This is a genomic window from Pseudescherichia sp. AS216 (assembly GCF_037152055.1).
Taxonomy (GTDB): Bacteria; Pseudomonadota; Gammaproteobacteria; order Enterobacterales; family Enterobacteriaceae; genus Pseudescherichia.
Map to the genome: position 1 here is coordinate 671,647 of NZ_JBBCMV010000001.1, position 15,968 is coordinate 687,614.

Sequence of the window (15,968 nt, forward strand, 5' to 3'; positions counted from 1 at the left end):
GTTGTAAAACTGTCTACGGTTTGCGCAGGTAATTTCTTAAAAGGAGAAAAGGATCACGGTCTATAGCATGAAAGGCATGAAGCCGGAGAGGAGGTACATGCAGGCTGCTATTTTGTCGCCAGCAGCATGCGGAGGCGCTTATGGCATTTTTGGCCGCCTTCACTGCCTGCGCTACTGCTTGCCATTCGCAGGCAGGCTTCACGGCGCAGGGCAATCCGCTCCCGCGCACGGTCAGTCTCAACGCAATCAAAAATATGCAGCCAGCGGGTGGCGGCCCGACGCCAGAGCCCTGCACGCTCAAGCGCTTCAGCAATAGCGTCGTTCAGCAGCATAGCTTCGGTTAGGGTCGATGATTCTGTTTCGGACATAGTTAATAGCCGTTAAATCAGTGAGAAAGCGCGGCAGATAAAATCCGCCGCGTAGAGAGGGGCTTAGCGTTTAGCCGCATTTTTGACGTCAGCTTTCGCGTTATCGCAAGCGGCCTGATTGTTAGCGCAGGCATCTTTCGCCGCCTGGGCCTGTTTTTGTGCAGTGGCTTTAGCGGTTGATTTTGCCTGAGTGCACTGGGTTGGGTTATCCTGGCAGGCGGTTTTGGCATTTGCCGCAACCTGACCGTTCGCAGCGCTGGCCGCGCCGCAGACCAGTAATGTACAGACACCCAGCATCATGGCTAACTTTTTCATCGTAATACCTTTTGTTAAAAGATTTTTTCGGTAAAGCACAGCCAGGCTGCGCTGCATTTCCTTGCGCCAGCGATAATACAGGGATATGGCATCCCATAGTCTTGCTAATTAATTTCAACGCGTAACAATGTGCCAGCACTTTTTAATAATGTTACTTTTTTGGCAGCTATTAACTGAAAGGATCGCTAGAGGGGCTTGTTAATAGTGAGGTACATCGCGTTGAGCTGCTGTAAACGGCTATTATAGGCGTTAGTTAAACAGGTAATATTGCCGCCACACTGCCGTCGATGGTTAAGCCACGCCTGCTGGGCATCCTGCATATCACCCTGTGTACCCATGGCAAACAGGCCGCGCAGGAGTCGGTATGTCGTTGTCATTTCTACATCTTTGTCGTTGAGCATCAGGTTAGTGCAAATTGCCTTTTCATCTGCTGATCTGGCTTTTGTGCAGTCGAAGCTGGCAGCGCTGGTGGTAAAAGAAATAAAAAGAGCACAGCTCAGAACTGCTTTTTTCATCTCGGGTCCTTTCTCATTTTTAAAATGATATATGGTGTCTGATTAATAAGTTGAGTTAATGTTATTTGGTTGGTGAATATTTAAATCAGCGTGGTGCGGATAAGTATGGCATATATAAAAAAACCGCCGAAGCGGTTTTTATTCTGCGACTAGCCACATATCGGCTTCGTCAAACATCTCTTCCAGCATGCGGTTCAATTTCTCTCTGTCGCTTTTACTGGCGTCGCTGTTTAGCCCATTGGCCTGCATGGGTTTGACGCGTACCTCGGCGTCCGGGAAGATGCGGTGAACCCGACGCGTTAGCTCGTCCAGGATAATTTCACGGGCGCCCGGCAGCCCGGCCACGTTTCGCTTGTCATACACTAATTCAACAAACACACATCTACCCTCGAAGCCTGGTTATATATACAGGCGTTACTATAGAAGGCTTGCCAGCCAAGGTAAAGCAAAATACGTCGCTGCCGGGTTGCGCTTTATCATATTCATAGTTAAAGCTTTAGTGTGGGGTGTAAGCATATACAGGAGTAATACCGATGAAAATTGTTTGTCTGGGGTGGGGATCGCTGGTCTGGAAGTCTGGCGCTCTGCCAGTGGCAAGTGAGTGGCACGCTGATGGTCCTGAGCTGCCCATAGAGTTTACGCGCGTCAGCGACGGCGGTGAACTGGCTACCGCCATCTGCATTAACGCTACGCCTGTCCCGGTGCTCTGGGCAACGTTGGCAACCCACTCTCTTCACGAAGCGTGTCAGGCGCTTCGCGAGCGGGAGGGGATCCCCGAGGAGCGGGTGGACGGCGTAGGGTCGTTAACGCTCTCTTCTCAGACCACAGGGCTGCTCGCCGACTGGGCCCGCGGGCGCGGCATCGAGGCAATTATTTGGACGGCACTGCCGGCACGCATTGATGACATTGAGGGCAAAGTCCCCACGCCGGAAGCGGCGATCGCTTATCTGCGGGGCCTGACGGGAGAGGAGGGGGAACATGCCAAAAGCTATATTCAACAGGTACCGGAACAGATTGATACGCGCTATCGGCGAGAAATCAGAGCGGCATTAGGCTGGTAAGACATGACTAACACTCCCCCGCACAGGCGGGGGAGGCGAGGGAGTTAAACGTTTTTACGCTCGATGGTTTGTTCACCCCAGAACAGTGAATCTGCATCGGTTTTCTTGAAGGCACGAATCAGCACTTCGTCATTTCCCTCTTCCCAGATCTTTTCTGCCAGCTTCTCGTCGTAGTTGGCAACTTCAAAAATGGCTTCGGCAATTTCTGGCGAAGTATTACGGATACTTGCCCATTCGCCGACGTGATGAGCTTTTGCTTCCTGATTTGGCATCTTACTTCTCCTGTTAGGGTTAACCTTTTAACTTAACGGCCAGGCCGGCCACGTATTCGCCCTGATAGCGGGCAATAGCCAGCTCTTCCTCGCTGGGCTGGCGGGAACCGTCGCCACCCGCAATGGTCGTCGCGCCGTATGGCGTACCGCCGCGAACTTCAGAGATATCGAACAGCTCTTTTGTGCCATAGCCAATCGGCACAATCACCATCCCATGATGTGCAAGCGTAGTCCATGTCGAGGTGATTGTGTGCTCCTGCCCGCCACCCGTACCGGTGGAGCTGAATACGCTGGCAACCTTGCCATAGAGGGCACCGGACGCCCACAGGCCGCCCGTCTGATCAAAGAAGGTGCGCATCTGCCCAGACATGTTGCCGAAACGCGTCGGCGTACCCACGATAATGGCGTCGTACTCAGCCAGCTCCTGCGGGGTAGCGACCGGGGCGGACTGTGCCTTACCGCCTGATTTCTCAAACAGCTCCTGCGGCATCGTTTCTGGTACGCGCTTAATCACTACCTCAACGCCTTCCACCTTTCCTGCGCCTTCAGCCACGGCGTGCGCCAGGGTTTCAATGTGCCCGTACATGGAATAATAAAGAACCAGAACCTTTGCCATCTTTTCACTCCTCGGTTGCCATCAGGGTATAGTTAAAGATATGCCGTCAGGCTGAGAGTGCAAATCGGATCGCGCTTATTTTACAGCGGGATTAGCATGCCACAGGGGCAAACTAATCCCGGAAGGCAGAGAAAACGGGTAATTTATTATGTCATTTTCTGTAACAAATTTACCGCGTGCGCTTCTGAGCGGGTGCGATATTTAATATCGATATCCAGTGAGAGGTTTGCTGTGACATTAAACACTGTCGTCTGGCCATAACACTCCATATTACTGTTCAGGAGATCGCCAGATAATACTTTGCAACCCGTTAACGTGGTAGCAAGCGTAAACTCTCCTTTTTCATTAAGGGTACACAGGCAGCCGGTATTGACATTGTAGTGGATAATAATGCTGCACAATTCACTCCTCCTGTAAGGCGTATTTTTGCTGATTCATGGCTGTTTAACCGGACGCAACGCCGGGAAAAGGATCACATCGCGAATAGAGGGAGCATTAGTAAACAGCATCACCATGCGATCGATACCAATACCTAACCCGGCGGTAGGGGGTAACCCGTACTCAAGCGCCGTCACGTAGTCCTCATCATAAAACATCGCTTCGTCATCCCCGGCCTCTTTCGCCATCACCTGCTCTCTAAAGCGCTCGGCCTGATCTTCGGCATCATTAAGCTCAGAGAAGCCGTTGCCAATCTCTCTGCCGCCAATGAAAAACTCAAAGCGATCGGTGATGTCCGGATTGGCGTCGTTTCTGCGCGCCAGCGGCGAGACCTCTGCCGGATACTCGGTAATGAACGTAGGCTGGATAAGGTGCTTTTCGGCAACCGCATCGAAGAGTTCGGTAATAATACGGCCATACCCCCAGCCCGCCTCAATCTTAATATCCAGGCGCTCGGCAAGACGCAGCGCCGACCCTGGGGTTGCTAAATCCTCAGCGACAATGCCCTCCCCGTGGCGGAGGATCGCCTCTGTCATGGTCAGGCGGTCAAAGGAGCGGCCAAAATCAAACGTCCAGTCGCCGTACTGAACGGTCGTTTTGCCCAGCACCGTCTGGGCAACGTGCCGGAAGAGCGATTCGGTAAAGGTAATCAGGTCGTTGTAGTCGGCATAGGCCTCGTACATCTCCATCATAGTGAACTCAGGGTTATGACGGACGGAGATGCCTTCGTTGCGAAAATTGCGGTTGATTTCGAATACTCTCTCGAAGCCGCCAACCACCAGCCTTTTAAGATAGAGCTCTGGCGAAATACGCAGATACATCTGCTGGTCAAGGGCATTATGGTGGGTCATAAACGGCCTTGCTGATGCGCCGCCGGGAATGGCCTGCATCATTGGCGTCTCTACCTCCAGAAAGCCACGGGCCTGCATGAAGGCGCGAATGGCGCTGAGAATGTGTGAACGCGTAACAAAGGTGCGTCGCGTGCTATCGTTGACGATCAGGTCCACGTAGCGCTGGCGATAGCGCATCTCGCGATCCGCCAGGCCATGAAACTTATCGGGGAGCGGCCGTAGCGCTTTGGTTAGAGGGGCGATCCGGCTGGCGTGCAGGGTGAGCTCGCCGGTCTGGGTTTTAAACAGCGTGCCCTCAACGCCGATGATATCGCCCAGATCGCAGCGTCTGATGTGCTGCTGATACTGCACCTCCCCCAGAGAGGATTGGGCGGCATAGATTTGGATCTTACCGCCGCAGTCCTGTAAAACCAGGAAGGCTGCTTTGCCCATAATGCGGCGTGACATGACGCGCCCGGCAATAGCGACCTGAACATTTTCGGCCTGTAGCGTCGCGGTATCACACTCTGCATAGCGCGCATAAAGCGCGTCAGCGGTTCTGTTCCGGCGAAAATCGTTTGGGAAAGCGATCCCCTCTTCGCGTAGCTGCGCCAGCTTCTCGCGACGTACTTCCCGCTCACCCGTTAACGCTTGCTCAAACACTGCTCTCTCTTCGCTCATAGCCGCTCCTTGTGTATCGCTGTTTTCACAACAATCGTTTTCACAACAATCTACGACCAGGCAGCCAGCAAAAGCAAGTGTTTTTCTCTAAAATGAGATCATGTTGATCTTAATTGGGGTTACGTGAACCGCTAACAAACGCCCTGTTCAGGCGTCGCGCTTAATCTTACTGATAATGGCCATCGCTTCCTGCATAAACCGGGCTTTTTCGCTGGTAGAGAGTGAGGCGATATGTCGGGCCAGCGGACCAAATACTTCGGCATGGTTCATTATCCCCTGCACACCCTCTTTATGAATAACGCGCAGCAGCGCCTCACGTTCGCTGTCATCCAGCGACGAGTAGACCATTGACCAGGCAAACTGCAGCGGATCGTCTACCGGCTTAGGCGTGGTATGCCATTTCGCCTCGGTCTCTTTAAGCTCGCGTGGGTTACGCTCGCTGCCGCCGTAGGCCAGCCACTCCAGAGAGACGTTCTCCCGCTCAGCAATTTTTATTGCCACGTTAAACGAAGGGTCGGTTCCCCGGCTGATGTAGTTATTTAGCGTGGAGTAGGGAAGCTGCCACTCTTCGGCCGCCGCCCGGGTACTGCGGTTACCAATCAGTAGCCTTAGCCTGTCCGCCAGCGTCTCCTGCCCGGCTGTACGGTATGAAATTGTCTCTTCGCCTTCCATTTTTAGTCCATCCGCGACGGTGTAGGTAGTCTGATCTTCATAGAGATCACAAAACGAGTTTAGAATCACAAATTCTTCAGATAACGCTTTTATTCATCTCAAAAGAGATCAATGATACTACCACGTTATCACCAGGTGATTAGCGTTCGGGATTATCCCATAGGGTTGAAGAAGAGGTTAGATGAATTATGAGTAAAGTTGAAGCCACGCAGATGGACTGGTGTCGTATCGACATTGTCGCCGCGCTTCACAAGCGCGGGTACTCGATACGTGAACTGTCGATCCAGGCCGGTCTCAAACCGGACACCTTAAAAAACGTGCTCTCACGAGCCTATCCGAAAGCAGAGCGCATCATTGCCGACGCCATTGGCGTAGAGCCTGCACAGATCTGGCCAAGCCGTTATGCCAAGCAGAAGGATACGCACTAACAGAGGCACTCGCTGGCGAAAAATAAACTCCGCCGTGCCGTTAACTATTCCGCGTAATAGAACAGACGCTTTATCAACAGGACAGTAATTAACCATTACTGGCAATCTATTTTTATATCTGTAAGAGGGTGTTATGAGTCAGCCTGGAAATAAAATGGGTGTACTCCAGCTCACCGTATTAACTGCGGTTAATATGATGGGCTCAGGGATTATTATGCTGCCGACGAAATTAGCCGAGGTCGGGACAATATCTATTCTGTCATGGTTGGTCACGGCATTAGGCTCGCTGGCGCTGGCCTTCGCTTTCTCTAAGTGTGGCCTGTTTAGTCAAAAGAGCGGCGGCATGGGGGGCTACGCAGAATATGCATTTGGTAAGTCAGGAAACTTTATTTCCAACTATACCTATGCTATTAGCCTGTTAATTGCCAATATTGCCATCGCTATTTCCGCAGTGGGTTACGGCAGCGATCTTCTCGGCGTCGTCCTCTCGCCGGTGGGCGCGTGCGTGGCGACCATCGGCGTGATATGGGTGACCACCATCTGTAACTTTGGCGGGGCAAAAATCACCGGGCGTATTGGCTCCGTGACCGTCTGGGGCGTGATTATCCCGGTAGTCGGCCTGAGCATTTTTGGCTGGTTCTGGTTCAAGCCCTCGCTCTATATCAGCGCCTGGAACCCTAACCACAGCAGCTTCTTCTCTGCGGTCTCTACCTCTATTTCCATGACGCTGTGGGCATTTCTCGGTCTGGAGTCAGCCTGCGCCAACATGGACGCGGTTGAGAACCCGCAAAAGAATGTCCCTATTGCCGTGTTCGGCGGAACCCTGGCCTGTGCCGTCGTTTATATCCTGTCGACTAATGTTATCTCCGGCATTGTGCCTAATGCCGACCTGCTGAACTCCACAGCGCCTTTTGGCCTCGCTTACGCCAGCATGTTTACCCCCTTCGTGGGTAAAGTCGTGATGTTGCTGATGACCCTGGCCTGTATTGGTTCCCTGTTGGGGTGGCAGTTTACCGTGGGCCGCGTTTTTAAATCATCGGCGGATATCGGCTATTTCCCGCGGATTTTCTCCCGCGTCACGAAAGCCGACGCACCCGTGGTTGGCATGATCGTTCTCGGCATTATCCAGACCCTGCTGGCGCTAATGACCATTAGCCCATCCCTGAATAAACAGTTTAACAGTTTGGTTAATCTGGCCGTTATAACCAACCTCATCCCCTATGTGCTCTCAATGGCAGCGCTTATTCCCATGCAGCGCCTGGCCGGGGTCACCAAGTCCCAGTTCCGCATCAATACCTGTACCGCCGTGATTGGCACTGTCTACAGCTTCTATGCCCTCTACGCATCTGGCGAAGAGGCGATGATGCTCGGCGCACTTACCACCTTTGCGGGCTGGTCGTTCTGGGGAATTTTTATTGATAAGCAAGACAAACACACACTGATAAATAAATAAGGATATTAAGATGAAGACCATAGCAATAATGAATCACCCTGGCGTTATTTTTAAAGAGACCGCACTGCAGGAGCTGGGCCAGCGCTTAAGTGCCATGGATTTCCGTATTCTCTATCCCGAGAATACTGACGATCTGCTGGGGCTCATTAACAATAACGCCAAAATCTGTGGCGTGGTGATTGATTGGGATAGCTATAATCTCAGTCTGACCCAGCAGATCGGCGCGCTTAACGATCGGCTCCCGATCTATATGTTTGCCAATAAGAACAGCGCGCTCGATCTGACGCTGCGTGACTTAGAAGCTAATATTCACTTCTTTGAGTACGCCCTCGACGTTGCCTGCGATATTGCCAATAAAATCCAGCAGGTAACGGAAGCTTATTACGACAAAATTCTGCCGCCGCTGACGAAGGCACTTTTTAACTATGTGAACGCTGGGAAATATACCTTCTGTACGCCCGGCCATATGTCGGGAACCGCGTTTCAGAAGAGCCCGGTGGGTAGCCTGTTTTACGACTTCTTTGGTGCCAACACCATGAAGTCGGACATCTCGGTATCGGTGACGGAGCTAGGCTCGCTGCTGGATCACTCTGGTCCTCACAAGGAAGCAGAGGAGTATATCGCCCGTACCTTCAACGCCGAACGTAGCTATATGGTGACCAACGGCACCTCTACGGCCAATAAAATTGTCGGCATGTACGCTGCGCCGGTGAAAAGCACGGTGCTGATCGATCGTAACTGCCATAAATCCCTGACGCATCTGCTGATGATGAGCGACGTCACGCCGATCTACCTGCGGCCTACCCGTAACGCCTTCGGCATTTTAGGGGGCATTCCGCAGAGCGAGTTTTCACACAGGGCGATCCAGCAGAAGGTTAACGCTACGCCGGGAGCGAGCTGGCCGGTGCACGCGGTGATCACCAACTCTACCTACGACGGCCTGCTGTATGACACCGACTATATCAAGCAAAACCTGGAGGTGAACTCGATCCACTTTGATTCTGCCTGGGTGCCCTATACCAATTTCAACCCTATCTACAAAGGGCTGTGCGGCATGAGCGGCGAGCGCACAGAGGGTAAGGTGATCTATGAAACGCAGTCGACCCATAAGCTGCTGGCGGCATTTTCCCAGGCGTCCATGATCCATATTAAGGGCGACTTTAACGAGGAGACGTTTAACGAATCCTTTATGATGCACACCTCCACGTCGCCTCACTACGGTATCGTCGCCTCCATTGAGACCGCGGCGGCGATGATGGAGGGGAGCGCGGGTAAACGGCTGGTGCAGGACGCTATCGATCGCGCTATCTCCTTCCGTCAGGAGATCAAAAAGCTTAGCGCCGAGAGCGACGGTTGGTTCTTTGATGTCTGGCAGCCTGAGGATATCAGCACCACCGAGTGCTGGCCGCTGAAAGGGGAGGAGACCTGGCACGGCTTCAGGAATATCGATGACGACCATATGCATCTGGATCCGGTGAAGGTGACGCTGTTAACGCCGGGGATGAATAAGCAGGGCGAAATGACGGAGCGCGGTATTCCAGCATGGATCGTCTCGAAATACCTCGACTATCATGGCATCGTTGTTGAGAAGACCGGCCCCTACAATCTGCTATTCCTGTTCAGCATCGGGATTGATGAAACCAAGGCGTTGAGCCTGCTGCGTGCCCTGACAGACTTCAAGCGCGAGTACGACAGTAACAAGCGTATTAAAGAGATGATGCCTGCGCTCTATGCCCTTGATCCTGAATTCTATAAGGAGATGCGTATTCAGGAGCTGGCCCAGGGTATGCACGAGGTGATCAGTAAGCATAACCTGCCTGAGCTGATGTATCGCGCCTTTGAGACCTTACCAAAAATGGTGATGAACCCGTGGGCCGCGTGGCAGAAAGAGATAAACGGTGACATTGAGGAGGTCTACATCGATGAGATGATTGGTCGCGTCAATGCCAATATGATCCTGCCCTATCCGCCGGGGGTACCGCTGGTTATGCCAGGTGAGATGCTAACGGAAGATAACCGTCCGGTGCTGGAGTTTATTCAGATGCTATGCGAGATCGGCTCACACTATCCTGGTTTTGAGACTGATATTCACGGCGCGTATCGCAAGGCAGACGGCAGATACACGATTAAAGTGTTGAAAAATAATCACTAATCCTTGAGCTTGAGTAATGAGCGGCGGGCGCAGAGCCCGCCGATGCCAGCGAGCTAACAGGCTGTAGCAAATTGACACATTTTTGGTCAGCTTCATTTCGCAAGATATAAGAAAGGCTTATGAATTGAAAGCCGCAGAAACCCTACTTTTGCCTGATATCCTGTTGCAGAATATTACTGTCTGCTGGCCGTCGATGCCGTTTGCACTAGGCTTATTTCTACGCGGCGACGAAATATCTACTTTTTATACGCCGTCAGGTGAAAGAATTGTCTTTTACTGAATGCAGTATGATGTCTAATGTATTGATTCTGGAGGTCAGAAATGGCAGAACATCGTGGTGGTTCTGGTAACTTCGCAGAAGATCGTGAAAAAGCATCAGAAGCAGGTCGTAAAGGTGGCCAGCACAGCGGGGGTAACTTCAAAAACGACCCTGAGCGCGCATCCGAAGCTGGCAAAAAAGGGGGCAAAAGTAGCCATGGTGGTGGCGGCCAAGGCGGCGGCAATAACCGCTAGATGCCAGTACCATCGCAGCGTAAGATAAGTTAATAGTATGACCTCTTACGTTTGTCCCGCCGTCGGGTTCGCCCGGCGGTTTTTTTATGCCTTTTTTCTGCCAAATCGTTGAACTGACTCCTCTACCATCGCACACTACAGGGCTTCGTCCTGGGCTGGTGGTAAAATGACCCCGTTTTTCTCTCGCTATAAATTCTCTGTTAAGCCGCAAGAGGCACTCCTGATCCTCATCACGATGTTCTGGGGCGGCACGTTTTTGGCCGTTCAGTACGCCGTGACCTTGAGCGGTCCGCTCTTTTTTGTCGGCCTGCGCTTTGCCACGGCGGCTATTGCGGTTGCGCTGCTCTCCCTTAAGGTGCTGCGCGGCATAACCTGGCTTGAGATTAAGGCCGGGGTGGCCATCGGTGTCTCTATCGCCTTCGGCTATGGCCTGCAAACCTGGGGACTGCAAACCATCTCCAGCAGCAAGTCCGCTTTTATTACGGCAATGTATGTGCCACTGGTGCCGCTGTTGCAGTGGCTTTGCCTCGGCAGGCTGCCGGGCCTGATGTCCTGCGTGGGCATTACCCTGGCCTTTGGCGGGCTGGTCTTGCTGGCGGGGCCGGAGGGTAACATGCTGGCGATGGGGGAGGGGGAGTGGATCACCCTGGTCAGCGCGGTCGCCATTGCCGCTGAAATTATTCTCATCAGCGCCTGGGCGGGCAAGGTGGATATCCGGCGGGTGACCGTCATTCAGCTAGCTACCGCCTCGGTGGTAGCCTTTGCCGCCACAGGTCCGGCGGGCGAGTCCGTGCCGTCGTTCTCTCCTGCGCTGCTGCTGGTGGCCGCCGGGCTGGGTATCTTCAGCGCGATTATTCAGGTCACTATGAACTGGGCCCAGCGCAGCGTATCCCCAACCCGGGCAACGGTGATCTATACCGGCGAACCGGTGTGGGCAGGTATTTTTGGACGTCTGGCAGGGGAACGTCTGCCGCTGCTGGCGCTGTTCGGTGGGGCGCTAATCGTGCTTGGGGTGCTGGTGAGCGAGCTTAAGCTCAGCAGAAAAAAAGCGCCGTCGGCGACGGCGTCGTTAAACGAAGAGTAGCGTGATGCGGTCAGTTCGCAGGCGGCAGCGGGCAGCTGAGATCGCCCTCTTCGCACTGCATCAGCGAGGCCAAAAAGGCTTCGCGCTCGGCGGTTTTATCATGCAGGCACTGGTTATGGACCATTGGCTGCACGCTTCCCCCTTCGGTACCCGAAGCGATCAGCGCGCAGTCGGCGTCGCGCACGCTAATCCACGTCTGCTGTGCCTTCTTCAACAGCTCGCGCTGGGGGGCGGCGGCCCGCTGCAGGGCGGCCTGATACGTCTCATTGAGCTTTTTATCCGCTGCCTGATACTGCTGCGCGGTACAGCTGTTTAGATCGGACTGGGTGCTGGCATTGTCACACTCGTCCGCCAGCGCGCCGGTGCTTAACAGCAAAGCCACGCCTGCAATAAATAAAGGTTTCATTTTGCCTCCAAATGAAAAAGCCGGATACGCTGTGCTTATCCGGCCCACGGTTACACTGTATCCCCGGTAAGCGTAGCGCCACCGGGGAATATTACACTATTACCCGATTGTCATCAGGCTGGCGTTGCCTCCGGCAGCGGCGGTATTGACGCTCAGGGAGCGCTCCAGGTAGAGACGCTCCAGCACGATCGCCGTTTCGCCCCGCGCAAAGCCCTGCACCGAGATAATCGCGCCGTCGCGGGCGGCAACCTGCTCGCAGATTGCCCGCAGCTGGTCGGAATCACCGTGGTAGATCACCGCGTCAAACGCCTGAGCCAGCAGCGCATCTGGCTTGGCGAAGGCGATGCGCGCTGCCACCGCAGGCGGCAGCTGCTTCGCCAGATCGCGATGCAGTCCATCCTCCGGCCACAGCACCTTGCTGCCCACCGCCAGCACCGCAGCCAGCTGTACCAGCGCATCCTGCTCGTTATCCGCCATGCAGAGCACGCTATCACGCGGCAGCAGCGTCCAGGTGTTGCGCTCACCGGTAGGGCCAGGCAGCAGGCGCTGGGTACCGCTCTGCGCCTGCTCGCCAAACTGCTGGCAGAGTTCAACCAGTTCAGGACGGCTGGTAGCCCAGGCGCTTAACGCCTCCAGCGGCTGAGCCAGCACGCTGCGCAGTCGGGCATCAACTGGGCGCACCGCGTCATGGCGTGCCAGGGTCACACCCAGCGCATTTTGCGGTCGGCTTGCCAGCAGGCGGTAGAGATAGAGCGGCCCGCCCGCTTTAGGCCCGGTGCCCGAGAGCCCCTCTCCGCCAAACGGCTGGACACCCACTACCGCGCCCACCATGTTGCGGTTGACGTAGAGGTTACCCACGTAGGCGTTGCCGGTAACCTGAGCAATGGTTTCGTCGATACGGGTATGCACCCCGAGGGTCAGACCGTAGCCGGAGGCGTTGATCTGGCGGATCGTCTCATCCAGCTGGCTGCGGCTGAAGCGCACCACGTGCAGCACCGGACCGAAGACCTCTTTTTTCAGCTCGTCAATGCTGTCCAGCTCGATCAGGGTTGGCGCAACGAAGGTGCCGGTCTGCCACTCTTTCGCATCCTCGCTGTTTTCGCGCACCGCCTGGAACACCGGACGGCCTTTGGCCCGCATCGCCTGGATATGGCGTTCGATAGCATTTTTTGCCTCGGCGTCGATCACCGGACCGATATCCGTCGACAGACGGCCAGGGTTGCCCATTCGGCTCTCTGCCATCGCACCACGCAGCATTTTCAGCGTGTGGTCAGCAATATCCTCCTGCAGGCAGAGCAGACGCAGGGCCGAGCAGCGCTGGCCCGCGCTATCAAACGCTGAGGCCATCACATCGACCACGACCTGCTCGGTCAGCGCCGAGGAGTCAACGATCATGGCATTCATACCGCCGGTTTCGGCGATCAGCGGGGTGGGACGACCCTGTGCGTCGAGGCGCGGAGCAATGCTGCGCTGTAGCAGGGTCGCGACCTCGGTCGAGCCGGTAAACATCACGCCGCGCACGCGGTTGTCGGCGGTCAGCTGCGCGCCAACGGTTTCGCCCCGGCCTGGCAGAAGCTGAACCACGCCAGCAGGAACGCCCGCTTCCCGCAGCAGGGCTACGCTCTGGGCAGCAATCAGCGGCGTTTGCTCCGCCGGCTTCGCCAGCACGCTGTTACCCGCCGCCAGGGCTGCTGCAACCTGTCCGGTAAAGATAGCCAGCGGGAAGTTCCACGGGCTGATACAGACCACCGGGCCCAGCGGGCGATGGGTCTCATTGTCGAAATCGTCCCGCACCTGGCCCGCGTAGTAGCGCAGGAAATCAACGGCTTCGCGTACCTCGGCAATGGCGTTGCTGAAGGTTTTACCCGCCTCGCGCACCAGGATGCCGATCAGCTGCTGGGTCTGATCCTCCATCAGCATGGCAGCACGTTCCAGGATAGCGGCGCGCTCCTGGGGCGGGGTGGCAAACCAGATAGGTCCGGTATTTACCGCGCTCTCCAGCGCCTGCTCCACCTCCGCAGAGGTCGCTTCCCGTGCGTAGCCGACAATATCTTTCGGCTCGGCTGGGTTGATCACGGCAACCCTCTCGCCGTCCTCAACCGGTTGCTCCAGCAGCGGCCCGGCCTGCCAGGTGTGCAGCGCGCTGTTGAGTAGGGCAGAGGAGAGCGACGCCAGACGGTGCTCGTTCGCCAGATCCAGCCCGGCGGCATTCACCCGACCGTCGCCATAGAGATCCACCGGCAGAGGGATCTTCGGATGCGGCAGGCCAATCTGACCCTCCTGGGCCGCCAGCTTTTCAACGGCGCTCACCGGATCGGCCACCAGCTCGTCAAGAGGCAGGGTGGTGTCGGCGATGCGGTTAACAAAGGAGGTATTCGCGCCGTTCTCCAACAGGCGGCGGACCAGGTAGGCCAGCAGCGTCTCATGGGTGCCGACCGGAGCGTAGATACGGCAGGGGCGGTTCAGCTTGCCGTCGGCAATATTGCCCACCACCTGCTCATAGAGCGGTTCGCCCATGCCGTGCAGGCACTGGAACTCATACTGGCCCGGATAGTAGTTCTCCCCGGCAAGCTGGTAGATGGCGGCCAGGGTGTGGGCGTTGTGGGTCGCAAACTGCGGGTAGATCAGATTCGGTACGCTGAGCAGCTTTTTCGCACAGGCGATATAGGAGACGTCGGTATAGACCTTGCGGGTATAGACCGGGTAGCCCTCAAGCCCCTCAACCTGGGCGCGTTTGATTTCGCTGTCCCAGTAGGCACCTTTCACCAGACGGATCATCAGGCGGCGACGGCTGCGGGAGGCGAGATCGGTCAGGTAGTCAATGACAAACGGGCAGCGCTTCATATAGGCCTGGATCACGAAGCCGATGCCGTTCCAACCCGCCAGATCCGGATCGAAGCAGAGTTTTTCCAGCAGATCGAGAGAGATCTCCAGCCGGTCCGCCTCTTCGGCGTCGATGTTGATCCCGATATCGTACTGGCGCGCCAGCAGGGTTAAGGACTTCAGGCGCGGATAGAGCTCGCTCATCACCCGGTCATACTGCGCCCGACTGTAGCGCGGATGCAGCGCCGACAGCTTGATGGAGATCCCCGGACCCTCATAGATGCCGCGGCCGTTGGAGGCTTTACCAATGGCGTGGATCGCCTGCTGATAGGAGACCATATAGGCCTGTGCATCCGTAGCGGTCAGCGCCGCCTCGCCCAGCATATCGTAAGAGTAGCGGAACCCTTTCTCCTCCAGCTTGCGCGCGTTCGCCAGCGCTTCGGCAATGGTTTCACCGGTAACAAACTGTTCGCCCATCAGGCGCATCGCCATGTCGACGCCTTTACGGATCAGCGGCTCGCCGCTCTTGCCGATGATACGGTTCAGCGAGCGCGAGAGGCTGGCTTCATTATGGGTAGACACCAGGCGGCCGGTAAACAGCAGGCCCCAGGTCGCGGCGTTAACAAACAGCGAGGGGCTGCGTCCGATGTGCGACTGCCAGTTGCCATTGCTGATTTTGTCACGGATCAACGCGTCACGGGTGGCCTTGTCCGGAATACGCAGCAGCGCTTCGGCCAGACACATCAGGGCGACACCCTCCTGGGAGGAGAGGGAGAACTCCTGAAGCAGGCTCTGCACCATCCCTGCACGGCCGGTGGCGGTTTTCTGGTTACGCAGCTTTTCCGCCAGGCGGTAGGCCAGCTTTTGCGCCCGCTCGCCCACCGGCTCTGGCAGGCGCGCCTGCTCCAGCAGCATCGGGACGGCGTCGGTTTCCGCACGACGCCAGGCGGCGGTGATGGCCGCGCGGCTCACTGACTGAGGCAGGATCTGCTCGGCAAATTCCAGGAAGGGCTGATGCGGCTCGTCTTTCGGTACGCTGGCCTCGGCGTGCTCGCTCTCTGTACCGTTGGTCTGGCCCGGTAGCTCCGGCAGCGCGTCACCGCTCTCAACGCGCTCAAGATAGTTAAAGATGGCCTGCTTAATCAGCCAGTGCGGCGTGCGATCGATCTGCGTCGCGGCCTGCTTAATACGTTCACGCGTGGCATCATCAAGCTTAACCCCCATCGTGGTGCTACCCATGCATCTACTCCTCAATATTATCGTTACTCAACTCGTTAGCGAGGAATATCTACCATGTTGCAACTTTGTGCAACCATGTTAATTGTGACGCGGCCAGCAAGC

General features: G+C 55.7%; 16 protein-coding genes. 6 read left to right on the forward strand and 10 right to left on the reverse strand.

Annotated elements, in window-relative coordinates; genetic code table 11:
* Positions 1-107: 107 nt before the first annotated feature.
* The 4 genes from WFN61_RS03230 to WFN61_RS03245 form a co-directional block, all read right to left on the reverse strand.
* Complete coding sequence (locus WFN61_RS03230) at positions 108-368, reverse strand: PerC family transcriptional regulator (protein ID WP_257757168.1); 261 nt, start codon at positions 366-368, stop codon at positions 108-110.
* Between the two features lie 63 nt (positions 369-431).
* Positions 432-683: a late histone H1 gene (locus WFN61_RS03235; protein WP_144812719.1), complete on the reverse strand. Its 252-nt coding sequence runs from the start codon at positions 681-683 to the stop codon at positions 432-434.
* 185 nt (positions 684-868) lie between these two features.
* Positions 869-1,198, reverse strand: coding sequence for a lysozyme inhibitor LprI family protein (locus WFN61_RS03240; protein ID WP_144812716.1), 330 nt, complete (start codon positions 1,196-1,198; stop codon positions 869-871).
* A 138-nt stretch (positions 1,199-1,336) separates the two neighbouring features.
* On the reverse strand, positions 1,337-1,576 hold the full coding sequence (locus WFN61_RS03245; protein ID WP_042392580.1) for a DinI family protein: 240 nt from the start codon (positions 1,574-1,576) through the stop codon (positions 1,337-1,339).
* A gap of 155 nt (positions 1,577-1,731) precedes the next feature.
* Between WFN61_RS03245 and WFN61_RS03250 the strand changes: the two genes are divergently transcribed.
* Positions 1,732-2,259: a hypothetical protein gene (locus WFN61_RS03250; protein WP_337037623.1), complete on the forward strand. Its 528-nt coding sequence runs from the start codon at positions 1,732-1,734 to the stop codon at positions 2,257-2,259.
* A 44-nt stretch (positions 2,260-2,303) separates the two neighbouring features.
* On the opposite strand, the gene WFN61_RS03255 is transcribed toward WFN61_RS03250, so the two are convergent.
* From WFN61_RS03255 to WFN61_RS03270, 4 genes are all read right to left on the reverse strand, one after another.
* A complete protein-coding gene (locus WFN61_RS03255; RefSeq protein WP_144812711.1) occupies positions 2,304-2,531 on the reverse strand; it encodes a YccJ family protein in 228 nt (75 codons plus the stop codon).
* Between the two features lie 19 nt (positions 2,532-2,550).
* Entirely contained in the window at positions 2,551-3,147 is a 597-nt protein-coding gene (gene wrbA, locus WFN61_RS03260; RefSeq protein ID WP_257757170.1) for an NAD(P)H:quinone oxidoreductase, read from the reverse strand.
* 434 nt (positions 3,148-3,581) lie between these two features.
* Positions 3,582-5,096 carry a lysine--tRNA ligase gene (gene lysS / locus WFN61_RS03265; protein ID WP_337037627.1) on the reverse strand — a complete coding sequence of 505 codons (1,515 nt, stop codon included), beginning with the start codon at positions 5,094-5,096 and terminating at the stop codon, positions 3,582-3,584.
* 147 nt (positions 5,097-5,243) lie between these two features.
* The gene (locus WFN61_RS03270; protein WP_144812702.1) at positions 5,244-5,837 is read right to left on the reverse strand and encodes a helix-turn-helix domain-containing protein; all 594 of its coding nucleotides are present in this window, start codon (positions 5,835-5,837) and stop codon (positions 5,244-5,246) included.
* Between the two features lie 119 nt (positions 5,838-5,956).
* Between WFN61_RS03270 and WFN61_RS03275 the strand changes: the two genes are divergently transcribed.
* The 5 genes from WFN61_RS03275 to WFN61_RS03295 all read left to right on the forward strand — a co-directional run bounded on the left by WFN61_RS03275 (position 5,957) and on the right by WFN61_RS03295 (position 11,398).
* Positions 5,957-6,196, forward strand: a complete 240-nt coding sequence (locus WFN61_RS03275) for a helix-turn-helix domain-containing protein (protein ID WP_144812699.1) — start codon at positions 5,957-5,959, stop codon at positions 6,194-6,196.
* Positions 6,197-6,329: 133 nt separating this feature from the next.
* The gene (potE, locus tag WFN61_RS03280; protein ID WP_257757175.1) at positions 6,330-7,649 is read left to right on the forward strand and encodes a putrescine-ornithine antiporter; all 1,320 of its coding nucleotides are present in this window, start codon (positions 6,330-6,332) and stop codon (positions 7,647-7,649) included.
* A 10-nt stretch (positions 7,650-7,659) separates the two neighbouring features.
* On the forward strand, positions 7,660-9,801 hold the full coding sequence (cadA, locus tag WFN61_RS03285) for a lysine decarboxylase (RefSeq protein ID WP_144812692.1): 2,142 nt from the start codon (positions 7,660-7,662) through the stop codon (positions 9,799-9,801).
* A gap of 321 nt (positions 9,802-10,122) precedes the next feature.
* Positions 10,123-10,314: a general stress protein gene (locus WFN61_RS03290; RefSeq protein ID WP_144812689.1), complete on the forward strand. Its 192-nt coding sequence runs from the start codon at positions 10,123-10,125 to the stop codon at positions 10,312-10,314.
* A 166-nt stretch (positions 10,315-10,480) separates the two neighbouring features.
* Positions 10,481-11,398 carry a DMT family transporter gene (locus tag WFN61_RS03295; RefSeq protein ID WP_337037632.1) on the forward strand — a complete coding sequence of 306 codons (918 nt, stop codon included), beginning with the start codon at positions 10,481-10,483 and terminating at the stop codon, positions 11,396-11,398.
* A 10-nt stretch (positions 11,399-11,408) separates the two neighbouring features.
* Here the strand turns inward: WFN61_RS03295 and WFN61_RS03300 are convergent, their stop codons facing one another.
* Positions 11,409-11,804 carry a lysozyme inhibitor LprI family protein gene (locus WFN61_RS03300; protein WP_312273385.1) on the reverse strand — a complete coding sequence of 132 codons (396 nt, stop codon included), beginning with the start codon at positions 11,802-11,804 and terminating at the stop codon, positions 11,409-11,411.
* A 99-nt stretch (positions 11,805-11,903) separates the two neighbouring features.
* Complete coding sequence (gene putA, locus WFN61_RS03305; RefSeq protein WP_337037636.1) at positions 11,904-15,866, reverse strand: trifunctional transcriptional regulator/proline dehydrogenase/L-glutamate gamma-semialdehyde dehydrogenase; 3,963 nt, start codon at positions 15,864-15,866, stop codon at positions 11,904-11,906.
* Positions 15,867-15,968: the final 102 nt, after the last annotated feature.

What these genes read in the sequence shown, in the direction of transcription:
- potE (WP_257757175.1), top strand. Translation starts at nt 6,330, where the DNA reads ATGAGTCAGCCTGGAAATAAAATGGGTGTACTCCAGCTCACCGTATTA.
- WFN61_RS03275 (WP_144812699.1), top strand. Translation starts at nt 5,957, where the DNA reads ATGAGTAAAGTTGAAGCCACGCAGATGGACTGGTGTCGTATCGACATT.
- cadA (WP_144812692.1), top strand. Translation starts at nt 7,660, where the DNA reads ATGAAGACCATAGCAATAATGAATCACCCTGGCGTTATTTTTAAAGAG.
- WFN61_RS03230 (WP_257757168.1), bottom strand. Translation starts at nt 368, where the DNA reads ATGTCCGAAACAGAATCATCGACCCTAACCGAAGCTATGCTGCTGAAC.
- WFN61_RS03250 (WP_337037623.1), top strand. Translation starts at nt 1,732, where the DNA reads ATGAAAATTGTTTGTCTGGGGTGGGGATCGCTGGTCTGGAAGTCTGGC.
- putA (WP_337037636.1), bottom strand. Translation starts at nt 15,866, where the DNA reads ATGGGTAGCACCACGATGGGGGTTAAGCTTGATGATGCCACGCGTGAA.
- WFN61_RS03235 (WP_144812719.1), bottom strand. Translation starts at nt 683, where the DNA reads ATGAAAAAGTTAGCCATGATGCTGGGTGTCTGTACATTACTGGTCTGC.
- WFN61_RS03240 (WP_144812716.1), bottom strand. Translation starts at nt 1,198, where the DNA reads ATGAAAAAAGCAGTTCTGAGCTGTGCTCTTTTTATTTCTTTTACCACC.
- WFN61_RS03290 (WP_144812689.1), top strand. Translation starts at nt 10,123, where the DNA reads ATGGCAGAACATCGTGGTGGTTCTGGTAACTTCGCAGAAGATCGTGAA.
- WFN61_RS03295 (WP_337037632.1), top strand. Translation starts at nt 10,481, where the DNA reads ATGACCCCGTTTTTCTCTCGCTATAAATTCTCTGTTAAGCCGCAAGAG.
- wrbA (WP_257757170.1), bottom strand. Translation starts at nt 3,147, where the DNA reads ATGGCAAAGGTTCTGGTTCTTTATTATTCCATGTACGGGCACATTGAA.
- WFN61_RS03300 (WP_312273385.1), bottom strand. Translation starts at nt 11,804, where the DNA reads ATGAAACCTTTATTTATTGCAGGCGTGGCTTTGCTGTTAAGCACCGGC.
- WFN61_RS03255 (WP_144812711.1), bottom strand. Translation starts at nt 2,531, where the DNA reads ATGCCAAATCAGGAAGCAAAAGCTCATCACGTCGGCGAATGGGCAAGT.
- lysS (WP_337037627.1), bottom strand. Translation starts at nt 5,096, where the DNA reads ATGAGCGAAGAGAGAGCAGTGTTTGAGCAAGCGTTAACGGGTGAGCGG.